Genomic DNA, 14,603 nt, shown 5'->3' with positions numbered 1-14,603 from the left:
AATATATGAAGGAATGGAGAGAAACGAAGGTGGCCTTGAACAAATGGACGGCAGCATGGATCGCGCTTATTTTTATGCTGCCTCTGACAGCCTGCGGTTCCGCGGACAGCAAGGGGGCGGAAAGCCGGATCATCGGCAGTTGGAAAATTTTTATCGGAGACGAGCCGCACGCCTACCTGGAGATCGGCCCGGAAAGATTGATCAGCACGGTAGGATCGGACGATCCGATAACGGCCGAGTACACGTTCACGGAAACCGAAGGCGGACATATCATTCTGGAAGTGTTCAATCCGGAAACCCGGAAGAACGAGCTGTTTTTCGAAGGTTACTTCGAGGATAAAAATACGATAGATGTTGTGAATACGCCAAGCGGGCCGGTCGAGGACAGCAGGCTGATCAGAGTCGACGTATCGGCGGATAAGCAAAAAGAGCTGGAAGACAAGTCGGCGATAGTGGAACAGCCAGCAAAGGACGAAACTCAAGATGAAGCTCAAGTAGAAGCGAAGTCCGAACAAGCGGAACCGAAGGACGCCGAAGGAACCGGGCTTAAAAGCCGATACGCTTCGAAAGCCGACCGATTGGATCAGACGATCACGGAAGAAGCCAAAAGATTGTTCGCGCATGACACCCAGCCCGGGTTTTACGGCGGATATTACGAGGATTGGGACAACCTTTTGCAAGAAATCTGGAACGAATTAAAGGCGACGATGCCGAGCGTGGAGTTCGAAAAATTAAAAGCGGAGCAAATCGAGTGGATCAAGCGGAAAGAAAAGCATTTTAATGAATTCGACGATACCGTCGCTTCCGAGAGAGCAGCGGGGATGGATGACTTAGCAGCCGAAACGAAAGACAGAGTCTATGATTTGATCGAACATTACATGGAATGAACCTCTCTTTCGCCCCTCTCCCGCCTGGCGGGGGGCCTTGCACGACGAAAAGCGCTTTGAACGACCGACTCCGGCCGTCCAAAGCGCTTGATTTTATTTCTTCGCCGAAAGTTAGAGCTTCAGCATCTCCTGGGCTTTCTCCCAATCGAGCAAATTCCCCACATAAAACGCGCCGAATTCCCCGTAACGCGCGCTCACTTCGTCGAAACGCATCTCGTAGATCAGCTTCTTGAACTGCAGCGCGTCGTCCGAGAACAGCGTCACGCCCCATTCCCAATCGTCGAAACCGACGGAACCGGTAATGATCTGCTTCACCTTGCCCGCGTAGCTGCGTCCGATCAGGCCGTGGCTGCGCATCATCGTTTTGCGGTCGTCCATGGACAGCATGTACCAGTTGTCGTTCAGGTCGCGCTTTTTGTTCATCGGATAGAAGCAGATATGCGCCGATTTCGGCAGTTCCGGCTTCAAACGGGCCACGACCTGCGGATTCTGCATCGGGTCTTCGCCTTCTTTGCCCAGATAATTGCTCAGTTCCACGACGCTGACGTACGAGTATTCCTTTTTCGTGAATTTGGCGAAGTCGGTCTTGTTGAACGCCGTTTCCAGCCGGTTCAGGTCGTCCAGCGTTTCGCGCAGGTACATGAACACGAAATCCGCTTTTTGGCCGACGATCGAGTAGACCGCCGTGCTGCCGAGTCCGTCCTGTGCCGTCGTGCCGAATTCCTGCATGAATTCTTCGAGGTCTTCCATCGCGCCCGCCCGTTCTTCGTGGTCGGCGGCTTTCCACAGCGTCCAGTCGATCGAGCGGAAGTCGTGCAGACAATACCAGCCCTCAAGCGTCAGTGTAGCTTCGTTCATGAATCGATCACTCCCAAATCAGATTGTATGGTGGAGATTTTCACAAGGCGCGTCGTAAAAATCGGTCCTTTCATTCAAGCGGCGGCAGACGTCGCAAGAGCGCTGCCGAAAACTTCTTTTCTCATTGTAGCGCAACGGCGAAGGGAAGAGCAATTCGTTCCACAAAAAGATCCCATGAAGATTCGAACCCGCGTTCGCAAAAAGATAAGCATTCCGCAGTCAGGACGCCTGCGGAAGCGGGGCCGGTTCGTATACCCGGAATTTTGCTCCCTTTCCGCCCTTTCCTGCCGGGGGAATTGTGGTAAAATGGAGAAGCTCCAACGAACCTGTCCGCAGCAAAGGGCGCGTTCCGCGGAGCAAGTCTATTTCTACAGGCAATTTGCAAGGACAAGAGGGGGACATCCGCCGATGCGCATGAAGAGTCTGCTGCACTACACGGAACATCACCGTTATTATACGTATCGCGATTTCAGCCTGAGCAGTCTGGACGAGCGCATGCTGACGATGGTCTATCAGCCGATGGTCGGCACGTCCGCCGTCGCCCTGTACCGTCTGCTGGCCCAGCATCTGCCGGCCGAGCAGACGGGGTATTCCAGACCCGAACAGCAGCGGAGCCTGTTTTTGACATTAGGTATCGAACCGAACGATCGGGGACGCACGCTGATGATCGAGAACGCTTCGAAATTGGAGGCGGTCGGTCTGCTGCAGACCCACCGGCTCTACCTGCCGGAGCAGGACAATTATATGTACGAATACGAGCTGCAGCAGCCGCTGCCTCCGTCCGAATTTTTCGCGACCCAGCACCTGACGCTGCTGCTGCGCGATCGGATCGGGAAGTTCGCCGTACTCGCGCTGCAGGAACGTTTTTGGCAGGGAGAGCCGGAAGAGCTGGGGGAGCTCGGCCGGGCCGCCAAAGAAAACATTTCGCAGCCTTTTTACGAGATCTTCGAATTGAACACGCACGTGATCGATTACGAACTGGAACAGGCGCTGTCCGAAGCTTCGCCGGCGCGCCGCCAGAGCAAAAACATGCCGGCCGAGGAGCCTCTGTTCGATTATTCCGACGTGATCCTGCATTTCCCGCGGGGAGCGCGCAACCGTCCGTTCGTGGAAAGGCTGCGGCATAACCGCGAGCAGATGGGCATGATCAATCACGTGGCTCGCAAATTCGACCTGAACATCGAAGACGTGGTGCGTCTGCTGGACGAAGAAGGCATTTTCAGCAGCGACGGGGAGCTTCTGCTGGACAATCTGCAGAACCGCGCCAACCTGACCTTCCGTCAGACCGCCAAACGGACCGAGGAGCGCCAGCTGCGCGCCGCCCGCGCCGTTCGTCCCGAACCGGAGCAGCCGGAAGCTTCCGAGATGCCGGTCGAACACGCCGTGGAGATGGAATATTACCTCGAGGTTCCGTCCCAGTTCCAGTCGAAGTGCGACATCCATCAATACAATATGCTGCTGCGCAACGAACCTTATACCGGACTGCTGCGCAATTTCTTCCCCGGAACCGTACCCGGTCCTTGGCTGGATATGTTCAGCAAGATCGATCTCAGCTACAAGCTTCCGGGCGAAGTGATCAACGTGCTGATCCATTACCTCGTTACCCTGCTGGGTCGCGACGGCGAACAGCGCATCAGCCGCAACTTCGTCGATTCGATCGCCTCGAACATGCTGCTGCGGCAGATCGATACGTACGAAAAAGCCGTCCGCTATATCCGCGACCAGGATAACCCGAAGCGCAAAGCCGCCGCCCCGAGCGGAAGCCGCGCCCGCCCGCAGGGCAAAGCCGCACGCGGCAAACCGGAGCTGCCGATCGTGCAGAATACGCCGGTCCAGACCGCCGTCAGCGACGCGGAATTCGCCGAATACGTCCGGCTTGCCGAAGAGATGAAGGCGAGCAAGAACAAACCGCAGTCTTAATCTTTTTGCTCGAGCCCGATCCCGCGAGAACAGCCGATACTCGATCGGCGCTTTCGAGCCCCCGGTTTTTGCCCCTGCTCTCGCGGAACACGCGGCAAGCAGTCGAACTTACAAGCCGGCCGGATTGGCTGGCCAACCCCAGCGGAGTGATATCGGGGAGAGCGACTTTTGGATTTCCCCTTACCCGAGAACCTTCGGTTCGAAGGAGGAAACCAAGCCGGAGCGATCCCCGATATCACGGAGCACAAAGTCGGAGCGATCCCCGATATCACGGAGCACAAAGCTGGAGCGATCCCCGATATCACGGAGCGCCCAGAAAGGAGGAACCCCCATGCCAATGGATTCGATCGGCGACGTGCTGAAGCAGTTCGGAGGTTCGCGCATCAGGCAGCAGACCGAAGAATTGAAAGCCAAGATTTTGAACGAGCCCGACGTGCGCCAGCTGCGTCTTCGTTATCCCGAGCTGACGGAGCAGGAGCTGACCCGCAACCTCAGCCGCCTGTACGAATACGTGAAGGAAAAGCAGCACTGCGCCAACTGTCCGGGATTGGAGAACTGCCCGAACGATTTTCAGGGCCATTACACCAAGCTCAGCGTCGACGACGTGAACGGACAGCTGCGCATCCGGGATTATAAGACCCGCTGCAATCTGCAGCTTGCCCACGAGCGCGACCAGCTGATCAGCAGCCGCATCCGAAGCTTTTACGTGGACGAACGCGCGCTGAAGGAAGGCTACGACGAAGTGGAGATCATGACCAAGGACCCCGCGCGCTCGCCGGCCGTCGGCCGCGTGTTCCGCTACATCAACGAGACGAAGACCGTCGGCCTGCCGAAAAAAGGACTGTACCTGGAAGGGCCTTTCGGCACCGGCAAGACGTTCTTGATGTGCTATCTGCTGCACGAACTGGCGAAGGAAGGTTATTCGGGCGCCATCGTGTACATGCCCGACTTCGTGGAAGACGTCAAATCGATGATTCAGGACGGAGAAAAGCTGCGCGATACGATCGAGCTGATGAAAGAGACCGACCTGCTGATCTTTGACGATATCGGAGCGGAAAATATGGGCCCGTGGGTACGCGACCATGTGCTCGGTTCGATTCTGAATTATCGCATGAACCGCAAGCCGACCTTCTACACGTCCAACTACTCGCTGTCCGATCTGGAGAAGCATCTCAGCTTCACGAACAAGGACGGCGAAGAAGCGTACAAAGGGCAGCGGCTGATGAACCGGATCTCGCCGTTCGTGGAAACGATCCGCGTCCTCGGGGAAAACAAGCGCGGTTGATTGCTCTTTCCGAGCGTCGAAACCCGTGTTCTTCATCTAATTTTCACTTACTAAAAAATAGTTGTTTATAAAAACATACAATTTATTGTTTCGGTAAGCGCAGTTTCGTGTTATAATTGACATGTAGATAAACGCAAGTTATCTTTAGAGATGCGTTTTAAGATAAATTTTGAAGCATAATTTAAGGAGGAATTTTCCGTGGCTATTGTAAATGTATCCGACCAAAATTTCGGAACGGAAGTGGAATCGGGAGAAGGCACCGTGCTGGTCGATTTTTGGGCCCCTTGGTGCGGACCTTGTAAAATGCTGGCTCCGATTCTCGACGAGCTGGACGGCGAAGTGGGCGACAGCGTGAAGATCGCCAAAGTCAACGTCGACGAAAACCCGGAAACGGCTTCCCGTTTCGGCGTAATGAGCATCCCGACGATGATCTTCTTCAAGGACGGACAACCGGTCGACAAGCTGATCGGCGTCAATTCCAAAGAAGCGCTGAAAGGCGTACTGGCTAAACACCAATAATCTTCGCACCGATTCGCCCTACGCGGGCGGTACGGATCGACCCCCGGCAGCCGCCGGGGGTTTTTGCGTCTTCGAATAGCGGACATTCCGGCACAGGGAAGAAGGCGGGCGAGCGGACGTTCGCGTTTTGATGTACGGCGCTTCTTTTTAACGTATAATAAAAGAGGGTAATTCATCCAGAGGAACTTATTGCAGCGAATGCGAACAGGGAGGTCGAACGGAGATTGGATACGCACCTCGAAACCATTCAGGAGCAGGAAAAAGCGATGGCGCATATTCGGGACAAGCTGGCGCTTCTGCCCGAGCTTCCTGGCTGCTACCTGATGAAAAATAGAGAAGGCACGATCATTTACGTCGGGAAAGCCAAAGTATTAAAAAACCGCGTGCGCTCGTATTTTACGGGCAGTCATGAAGGGAAGACCCAACGTTTGGTCGCGGACATCCGCGATTTCGAATATATCGTTACGTCGAGCAACATGGAAGCGCTGATTTTGGAGTGCAATCTGATCAAGCTGCACCAGCCGCGCTATAACGTGCTGCTCAAGGACGACAAGACGTTTCCGTATATCAAGATTACGAACGAGCGGCATCCGAAGCTGGAAGTGACGCGGCGCGTGCTGAAAGACAAGGCGCGCTATTTCGGCCCGTATCCGAACGCGTATGCCGCCCAGCAGACCAAGAAGCTGCTCGACCGGATGTATCCGCTGCGCAAATGCGGCGTCATGCCGAAGGAAGTCTGCCTGTACTACCATATGGGTCAGTGCCTGGCGCCGTGCGTCAAGGACATCGAAAAAGAGCAGTACGACGGTATCCGGGACGAAATCGCGCGCTTCCTGGGCGGCAGCCATGAGGAAATCAAAAAAGAGCTGCGCCGCAAAATGGAGGAAGCCGCCGAAGACCTGTACTTCGAGCGGGCCAAGGAACTGCGCGACCAGATCGCCAATATCGAAGCGGTCATGGAGAAGCAGAAGATCAATGCCACGGACAAAAAGGACCGGGACGTGTTCGGCTATTCCGTCGACAAAGGCTGGATGTGCGTGCAGATTCTCTATATCCGCCAGGGCAAGATGATCGAGCGGCACGCGTCGAGCTTCCCGTTCTACGGCGAAGCGTATGCCGATTTCCTGTCTTACGTGACGCAGTATTACAGCGACAATCCCGCGCTGCCGCAGGAAATCCTGCTGCCGGCGGGCGAGGAAGGCGGCGAGGCCGCCGCCGCGGGAGAAGCGCGCGCGTCCGCGGGAGCCTCGCGCGCGGACATCATGGCGGCGAACGACGCCGCCGACGCGGACAGCGACGACGGCGACGAGGATTCGCACGGCGAAGCCGAGGAAGCCGCGGAGGCGGGATTGGCCGCGGGAACCGGCGGCGAAGCGCCGGGGACCGATGCCGCGGACGAAGCGCTGCCGCTGGTGGCGGAAGAGCAGGCGGGCTATGAAGCGCAGCCGGAAGACGCGCGAAGAGCGTCGGGGCTGGGCAATCTTAACGGCGCTGCGGCGCTGCAGCAGTGGCTGAACGTCAAGGCGCTCGTGCCGAAACGCGGCTCCAAGCGGAAGATGGTCGAGATGGCGTGCGAGAACGCGCGCGTCTCGCTCGAGGAGAAGTTCCGCCTGATCGAGCGGAACGAGGAACGGACGAGCGGGGCCGCCGACCGGCTCGGCGACGCGCTCGGCCTGGACGGGCTGCATCGCGTCGAAGCGTTCGACAACTCCAACATTCAGGGGGCGAACCCCGTGTCGGCGATGGTCGTGTTCCTCGACGGCAAGCCGGCGAAGCAGGAATACCGCAAATACAAAGTCCGCTCCGTGAAGGGGGCGGACGATTACGCGACGATGCGCGAAGTGATCCGCCGCCGCTACGAACGCGTGCTGAAGGAAAATCTGCCCCTGCCGGATCTGGTGCTCGTCGACGGCGGCAAAGGGCAGATTTCCGTCGCGATCGACGTGCTGGAGAACGAACTGGGCCTGACCGTTCCGGTCGCGGGCCTGGTCAAGGACGCCAAGCACCGGACGGCGCAGCTCATGAGCGGCGATCCGCCGGCCGTGGTGCCGCTGGCGCGCGACAGCGAAGAATTTTATTTGCTGCAGCGCATTCAAGACGAAGTGCACCGCTTTGCGATCTCGTTCCACCGCGAGCAGCGGGCCAAGTCGATGGTCACTTCGAGACTCGACTCGATTCCCGGCGTCGGGGAGAAGCGCCGCCAGACGCTGCTGAAGCATTTCGGCTCTCTCAAAAAAATCCGGGAGGCGTCGGTCGAGGACTTCCGTCCGCTGTCGATCGGCGATAAGCTGGCCCGGCAGATTTTGGAGGCGCTAAAAGATGAAGCATAAGCCTGTTTTCGGAGCGTGCGGTCGTCTTCAATTGTCGGTTTTCTTTACTTTTTCGATTTCCCTCGATATAATGGACACTAATTGTACACGATTCAACCGGAGGAGCCTGCCAACAGCGGGCTCTTTCTGTGCTTTTTTAAGGTTTTTTATTTACAAAAAATAATTTTTATGCAGAGGAGAGGTTGGGAATTGGACATGGATAGGCATAAGGAAAGTATACTGGTCTGCGTGCATTACGGTCCCCACGGTCAGAGATTGATCCAGCGCGGAAGCCAGCTGGCGAAGCTGATCGGCGCGCCGCTGCGGGTGCTGACGGTCGCGCCGGCGAGACGGGAAGAGTACAACCTGGAGAAAGAGCGTTACGTCGCGGGTTGGCGGAAGCAGACGGAAGAAGCGGGAGGCGAGTTCCTGGTGCGAAAATGCAGCGGCAACAAGGCGGCCGACGTGATCGCGGAAACGGCCAGGGAGTTTGACGTTACTCAGATCGTGATCGGGCGGGCCAGCCAGTCTTTCTGGCACGAGATCACGCACGGCGATTTCGTGGATGACCTGCTCAATCGGATCGGGGCGATCGACCTGCATATCGTGGCGGTGCAGCGTTATCCCGAAATGCTCGAGGAGACGCACGAAAAAGGCTTTACCGCTCTGCTCGTTCCCCGGGGAGGCCGTTACGTGCTGGCTTCGCAGAAGGAGCACGACGGCGGTCGAAGCGGCGGGAAACCGGCGATCGAAGGCATCTTTTTCAGAGAGCTCGACACGGATTTCGACAGCGGACTGTTCAAGGTCGTCAAAGACGGACAGGCCGAATATTTAAAAATCGTTCAAGGGGAATGGGTCAAGAAATGACGACTTCCCGTTCGGAAAGGAGGGACGCTAACTCGTGCTGCACATTGTAATTTTGATTCCGTTTTTATGGGCCGCGCTGGTTCCGCTGATGCGCGTACTGCCGCGCATTCATCCCGGTTGGGCGGCACTGCCCGTGCCGGCCGCGCTGTTCGCCTACCTGATCAGCCGGCTTCCGCAGATCGGCACGGGAGAGGCGCAGGCCGTTACCGTGCCGTGGATGCCGGGGCTGGGCATCGACCTGTCGCTGGTACTCGACGGCTGGAGCCTGCTGTTCGCCCTGCTGATTACGGGTATCGGTACGCTGGTCGTCTGGTATTCGATGTTTTACATGGGGAAAAATTCGGATTCGATCCGCAATTTCTACGTGTATCTGCTGCTGTTCATGGGCGCCATGCTGGGCGTTGTCCTGTCGGACAACCTGATGGTGCTTTACGCGTTCTGGGAATTGACCAGCGTCGCTTCGTTCCTGTTGATCGCTTTCTGGTACCGCCGCGAGCGTTCCCGTTACGGCGCGCTGAAGTCCATGCTGATCACCGTATTCGGCGGGCTGGCGATGTTCGCCGGATTCAACCTGCTGTACGCGATGACCGGCACATACAGCATTCGGGAAATCGCGGCGCAGGCTGCCGGATTGACCGATCAGCCGCTGTTCCTGCCGGCCATGATTCTCGTTCTGCTGGGCGCCTTCACCAAATCGGCCCAGTTCCCGTTCCATATCTGGCTGCCGGATGCCATGGAAGCACCGACGCCGGTCAGCGCTTATCTGCATTCGGCGACGATGGTGAAAGCCGGGCTGTATTTGGTCGCCCGGATGAGCCCGATATTCGCCGGCGGTGCCGAATGGTTCTGGATCGTGTCGCTGACCGGTCTGATCACGCTGCTGTACGGATCGTACAAGGCGATCCGCCAGACCGATCTCAAGGCGCTGCTGGCCTACTCCACGATCAGTCAGCTGGGTCTTATCATGAGTCTGCTCGGCGTCGGCTCGGCGGTGTCCTTCTTCACGGAGCCCGAGCAGATCGCGCTGTTCGGCCTGGCGACGAGCGCGGCCGTGTTCCATTTGATCAACCATGCGGTATTCAAAGGCTCGCTGTTCATGGTGGTCGGCATCGTGGACCACGAAACCGGCACCCGTGACCTGCGCAGGCTCGGCGGGTTGATGCGCCTGATGCCGGTCACCTTCGTCATTGCGCTTATCGGCGCGTTTTCCATGGCCGGCATGCCGCCGTTCAGCGGATTTTTGAGCAAGGAAATGTTTTTCACCGCCATGGTGAACATTCGCGATTTCGACGTGATAAGCGCGGACTCCTGGCTGCTTGTTCTTCCCGTGATCGCCTGGGTCGCCAGCGTCTTCACCTTCGTGTACAGCATGATCCTGGTGTTCAAGACGTTCGGCGGCAAAATCAAGAGCGGTCAGCTGGACAAGCCGCCTCACGAAGCTTCCGCCGGCCTGCTGGCCGCCCCGGTGCTGCTCGTCTCGCTGGCGCTCGTCTTCGCGCTGATTCCGAACGGATTGGCGCATGCGCTGATCGATCCGGCGGTCGCGGCCATTCACGGAGAGGGCGTGGACGCCGAAACGGTGCATGTATCGATCCACTTCTGGCACGGCTGGACGCCGGAATTGTTCATGACGCTGGGCGTCGTGCTGCTCGGCGTGCTGCTCTACCGGACCTACACCCGTTTCCGCCTGCTCGATCGCGAGTGGAGCGGGCGGGATACGCTGAACCGTCTGTATAACGGCGCTCTGTCGCTGCTCGAAAACGGCGGCCGCCGGGCGACCGATCTTTACATGACCGGCTCCGTCCGCCGCTACCTGATCTATATTTTGCTGTTCTTGGTCGCGGCGCTCGGGGGCACGCTGATCTTCTCGCCGGGCGTCAAGCTCGGCATGGACGACTACGCGCCGATCACTTTCTACGAAGTCGCGCTGGTCGCCGTGATGCTGGCCGCGGCCGCGGCCGTCCCGTTCGCTCGTTCGCGGGTCAACGCGATTCTGTTTACCGGAGCGGCGGGCTATATGGTGACGGCCTTGTTCCTGATCTTCCGCGCGCCGGATCTCGCATTGACGCAGATGATCGTGGAGACGGTCTCCGTCATCTTGTTCCTGCTCTGCTTCAAGTTCCTGCCGAAGCTGAAGCGGGAGAAGGAGAAGCCGGCGTTCAAATGGACGAACCTGATCGTCGCCGCCGGCGTCGGCGTCACGGTGACGCTGGTCGCGCTGGCGGCGATGGGCAGCAGCCCGTTCGAGCCGATCTCGGCGTACTTCCTGAACGAGAGCTATGAACAGGCGGGCGGCAAAAACGTCGTCAACGTCATTCTCGTCGACTTCCGGGGCTTCGATACGCTGTTCGAAATCATGGTGCTCGGCGTCGCTTCGCTGGGCATTTACGGGCTGGTCAAGCTGGGCGTCAAGACGACTCCGGCCAACAAAAAAGGAAGCGAGTCTTCCTCGCTTCGCCAGGGCTTCCCGCTCGTTTCCAACGACGTCATTCTGCGCACGATGTCCCGGGTCATCGTGTTGATCATCATCTCGTTCTCGCTCTATCTGTTCTTCGCCGGGCACAATAATCCCGGCGGCGGATTCATTGCGGCGCTCATGACCGCATCCGCGCTGATTCTGCTCGCGGTCTCTTACGGGATGGATACGATCCGCCGCGTCATTCGGGTCAACTATCGTCTGCTGACGGCGGTCGGCCTCGCGATCGCCATCCTGACGGCTGCCGGTTCGTTCGTGTTCGGCGCGCCGTTCCTCAGCCAGACGTTCGACCACTTCCATCTGCCGATTCTCGGCGACACGGAGCTGGCGACCGCCGTCCTGTTCGACCTGGGCGTGTATCTCGCCGTCGTGGGCGTCGTGATGAACATTATATTTACGATAAAGGGGGAAGACTGACATGGAATGGATTATGGCGATAGCCGTCGGCGTACTGTTTATGATCGGCGTCTATCTGATTTTGTCCAAAAGTCTGCTGCGGGTCATTCTCGGCACTTCCCTGCTGACGCACGGCGTCCATCTGCTGCTGCTGACCATGGCCGGTCTCAAACGCGGAGCGGCCCCGGTGCTCGGCGGCGGCAGCGAATCGTATGCCGATCCCCTGCCGCAGGCGCTGATCCTGACTTCCATCGTGATCAGCTTCGGCATTACCGCGCTGTACTTCGTACTGGCTTACCGCGCGTATCAGACGCGCGGAACCGATGAAATCGACGGCAGCGATACCGACGGCAAGGAGGCGGGATCTTGAACAATCTGCTTGTGCTGCCCGTCCTTCTGCCGATGGCCATTGCCGTGTTTCTGATGTTTTTCCGCAAAAATATCAGGCTTCAGCGGGTGCTCGGCGTCATCGGCGGCATCGCCAATGTCGTAATCGCCGGCGTCATCGTGCATCGCGTCCGCACGGGCGGCATTCAGACGCTGGAGCTCGGCGGCTGGGCGCCTCCCTACGGCATCGTGTTCGTGGCCGACATGTTCGCGGCGCTGCTCGTGCTGGCCGCTTCGGTCACCGGGCTGGCGGTGCTGATCTACTCCTTCGCCAGCATCGGCAGGGAGCGGGAAGAACATTATTACTACACGTCCTTTCATTTTCTGCTCGTCGGCGTCTACGGTTCGTTCCTGACGGGCGACATTTTCAACCTGTTCGTCTTCTTCGAAGTGATGCTGATCTCGTCGTACGCCCTGATTACTTTGGGCGGATCGAAGAAGCAGATGCGCGAAGCGCCCAAATATTTGCTGGTCAACATTTTGTCGTCCACGCTGTTTGTCGCGGCCGTCGCCTATCTGTATGCCGCCGTCGGCACGCTCAATATGGCGCATCTGTCGCAGCGGATCGCCGAAGCGGGACAGGGCGGGGTGCTGAACGTGATCGCCGTGCTGTTCCTGATCGTATTTTCGCTCAAAGCGGGGCTGTTCCTCTTCTTCTGGCTGCCGAGCGCTTACGGCGCGCCTCCGTTCGCGGTGCGGGCGCTGTTCGGGGGCCTGCTCACGAAGGTGGGGCTGTATGCCATCGTGCGCACCTTTACGCTGATCTTCCCGAACGATCCTTCGTTCACCCATGCCTGGATTGCCGGAATGGCCGCGGCCACGATGATTCTGGGCGGCATCGGCGCGGCGGCTTACCGCGACATTCCGCGCATTCTGAATTACAACGTTCTGATCGGCGTCGGCTTCGTGGCGTTCGGCCTGGCGACCGGAACGCGCGACGGGATGGACGGGGTCGTATTCTATATGCTGCACGATATTCTGTCCAAGGGCTTGATGTTCGTGCTCGGAGGCATGCTGATCGCGGCGGCCGGCAGCGACAAGCTCGATCGGATGGGCGGCCTGATTCGCAGCCGTCCGGGACTCGGCTGGATGTTCTTCATTCTCGCTTTGGCTTTGACCGGCATTCCGCCGCTGAGCGGATTCGCGGGCAAAGTGCTGATCGTTCGCGGAGGACTGGAGGACGGCATGGTCACGCTGTCGCTGGTGGCGCTCGCCTCCAGTCTGCTGACCCTGTATTCGCTGATCAAAATTTTCCGCGAAGCGTTCTGGGGCACCGAGCCGGAGCCCGAGGCGGCGGCGGAAATGCTGGCGTCCGGAGAATCGGATGACCGGCAGCCGCCCCGCGCCGAATCCGGGCGCGGCAAGCAAACGACTCTGGCCAGCGCGTCCGCCGTTCTTCTGCTGCTGTTCGTAATCGGCATCGGACTCGCGGCAAACGGCGTGCACGGCTTCGCCGCGCAGGCCGGCGCGACGCTGGACAATCCCGGCCTCTATATCGAAGCCGTATTGAAGGAGTAGATGCACATGCCTTTTCAAATTTTGCTGAACCTGATGATCGCGTTCCTGTGGATGATGCTGAACGGGAACTGGACGGTTTCCGGCTTCATCGTGGGCTATGTGCTGGGCATCGCGGTCCTGTATGTCGTGCGCAAGTTCCGGCCGGAACCGTTCTACCTGGCAAGGGTATGGGCGGTGCTGAAGCTTGCGGGTCTGCTGATTCGCGAACTGCTGATCTCCAGCTTCGAGGTCATCGGTCACATCCTGCGGCCTAAGCTCAAGATGCGTCCCGGCATTTTCGAATACCGCACGCAGCTGTCTTCGGACTGGGAAGTGACGATTTTGTCCTGCATGATCTGCCTGACGCCCGGCACCCTGACGCTCGAAGTATCCGATGACAATCAAACTTTGTATATTCATGCGCTCGATATCTCCAATGTCGAAGAGATGTCCGGCAAGATCCGCAGCACGTTCGAAAAAGCGATTATGGAGGTGACCCGTTCATGACAACCGTCTTTTTGAGCGTCACGCTCGTGATTCTCGCCGTTGCGGTAATCGGCTGCGCTTATCGGCTGATCGCCGGCCCCAGCCGGTCGGACCGCATCGCGGCGCTCGACACGATCGGCATCAACCTGCTGGCCATGATCGCGGTGTTCTGCATGCTGCTGGATACGCAGGCTTTAATGGAAATCATTCTGGTGATCGGCATTCTGACGTTCATCGGCACGACGGTGCTGGCGCGTTATATCGAGAGAGGGAGCGTGATCGAAGATGGCGACGATCGTTGAGTGGATCGCAATCGTTCTGGCGCTCGCCGGCGCCGTGTTTTGCGCGATCAGCGCCGTCGGTTTGATCCGGCTGCCCGACGTTTATCTGCGTTCGCATGCGGCGACGAAAAGCGCCGCGCTCGGCGTGCTGTTCGTCCTGCTGGGCGCGTTCCTCTTTTTCTGGGCGGTCGACGGCGAAATTAACGCCAAGCTGCTGCTGGCCATCGTATTCGTCTTTCTGACTTCTCCGGTAGCCGGGCACCTGAACGGCCGGGCGGCATACCGTTCGGGGGTCAAGCTCTGGAAGGGAAGCGTGCGCGACGATTTCAAGGAAGTGCTGGAAAGAGGCGGAAAGTCGGGGCCCGATACGGTACAAGAGCCCGAGCCTCCCAAGCGTCCGTAACGCGCAGACGGTACGGCACAGGCCGAGCTTCG

Annotated in this window: 13 protein-coding genes; 12 read left to right on the top strand and 1 reads right to left on the bottom strand. The window is 58.4% G+C overall.

What is annotated here, in order from left to right:
• Positions 1–29: 29 nt before the first annotated feature.
• On the top strand, positions 30–887 hold the full coding sequence (locus GYN08_RS15825) for a lysozyme inhibitor LprI family protein (protein ID WP_166275966.1): 858 nt from the start codon (positions 30–32) through the stop codon (positions 885–887).
• A 111-nt stretch (positions 888–998) separates the two neighbouring features.
• Here the strand turns inward: GYN08_RS15825 and hemQ are convergent, their stop codons facing one another.
• Positions 999–1,745, bottom strand: a complete 747-nt coding sequence (gene hemQ, locus GYN08_RS15820; protein WP_166275964.1) for a hydrogen peroxide-dependent heme synthase — start codon at positions 1,743–1,745, stop codon at positions 999–1,001.
• Between the two features lie 408 nt (positions 1,746–2,153).
• Here hemQ and GYN08_RS15815 point away from each other — a divergent pair, with 408 nt between their 5' ends.
• From GYN08_RS15815 to mnhG, 11 genes are all read left to right on the top strand, one after another.
• Complete coding sequence (locus GYN08_RS15815; protein WP_166275962.1) at positions 2,154–3,665, top strand: replication initiation and membrane attachment family protein; 1,512 nt, start codon at positions 2,154–2,156, stop codon at positions 3,663–3,665.
• Between the two features lie 337 nt (positions 3,666–4,002).
• The gene (gene dnaI, locus GYN08_RS15810) at positions 4,003–4,950 is read left to right on the top strand and encodes a primosomal protein DnaI (RefSeq protein WP_166276180.1); all 948 of its coding nucleotides are present in this window, start codon (positions 4,003–4,005) and stop codon (positions 4,948–4,950) included.
• A gap of 198 nt (positions 4,951–5,148) precedes the next feature.
• On the top strand, positions 5,149–5,469 hold the full coding sequence (gene trxA / locus GYN08_RS15805; protein ID WP_166275960.1) for a thioredoxin: 321 nt from the start codon (positions 5,149–5,151) through the stop codon (positions 5,467–5,469).
• A 266-nt stretch (positions 5,470–5,735) separates the two neighbouring features.
• Positions 5,736–7,799 (top strand): excinuclease ABC subunit UvrC, encoded by a 2,064-nt coding sequence (uvrC, locus tag GYN08_RS15800; protein ID WP_235946337.1) that lies wholly within the window; start codon positions 5,736–5,738, stop codon positions 7,797–7,799.
• 195 nt (positions 7,800–7,994) lie between these two features.
• The gene (locus GYN08_RS15795; protein ID WP_235946335.1) at positions 7,995–8,645 is read left to right on the top strand and encodes a universal stress protein; all 651 of its coding nucleotides are present in this window, start codon (positions 7,995–7,997) and stop codon (positions 8,643–8,645) included.
• Between the two features lie 34 nt (positions 8,646–8,679).
• A complete protein-coding gene (locus tag GYN08_RS15790) occupies positions 8,680–11,538 on the top strand; it encodes a Na+/H+ antiporter subunit A (protein ID WP_166275954.1) in 2,859 nt (952 codons plus the stop codon).
• Between the two features lies 1 nt (position 11,539).
• Positions 11,540–11,887 carry a Na(+)/H(+) antiporter subunit C gene (locus GYN08_RS15785; protein ID WP_166275952.1) on the top strand — a complete coding sequence of 116 codons (348 nt, stop codon included), beginning with the start codon at positions 11,540–11,542 and terminating at the stop codon, positions 11,885–11,887.
• A complete protein-coding gene (locus GYN08_RS15780) occupies positions 11,884–13,422 on the top strand; it encodes a Na+/H+ antiporter subunit D (protein ID WP_166275950.1) in 1,539 nt (512 codons plus the stop codon). The genes GYN08_RS15785 and GYN08_RS15780 overlap by 4 nt, the downstream gene beginning before the upstream one ends.
• A 6-nt stretch (positions 13,423–13,428) precedes the next feature.
• Positions 13,429–13,908 (top strand): Na+/H+ antiporter subunit E, encoded by a 480-nt coding sequence (locus GYN08_RS15775; RefSeq protein WP_166275948.1) that lies wholly within the window; start codon positions 13,429–13,431, stop codon positions 13,906–13,908.
• Complete coding sequence (locus GYN08_RS15770; protein WP_166275946.1) at positions 13,905–14,189, top strand: Na(+)/H(+) antiporter subunit F1; 285 nt, start codon at positions 13,905–13,907, stop codon at positions 14,187–14,189. Before GYN08_RS15775 ends, GYN08_RS15770 begins: the two co-directional genes overlap by 4 nt.
• Positions 14,173–14,571, top strand: coding sequence for a monovalent cation/H(+) antiporter subunit G (mnhG, locus tag GYN08_RS15765; protein ID WP_166275944.1), 399 nt, complete (start codon positions 14,173–14,175; stop codon positions 14,569–14,571). The genes GYN08_RS15770 and mnhG overlap by 17 nt, the downstream gene beginning before the upstream one ends.
• The last annotated feature ends 32 nt before the right edge of the window (positions 14,572–14,603 follow it).

This window comes from Saccharibacillus alkalitolerans, from assembly GCF_011090185.1.
GTDB lineage: Bacteria > Bacillota > Bacilli > Paenibacillales > Paenibacillaceae > Saccharibacillus > Saccharibacillus alkalitolerans.
The sequence above is the reverse complement of the archived record's forward strand: the minus strand, read 5'-3'. Positions and strand labels throughout refer to the sequence as shown.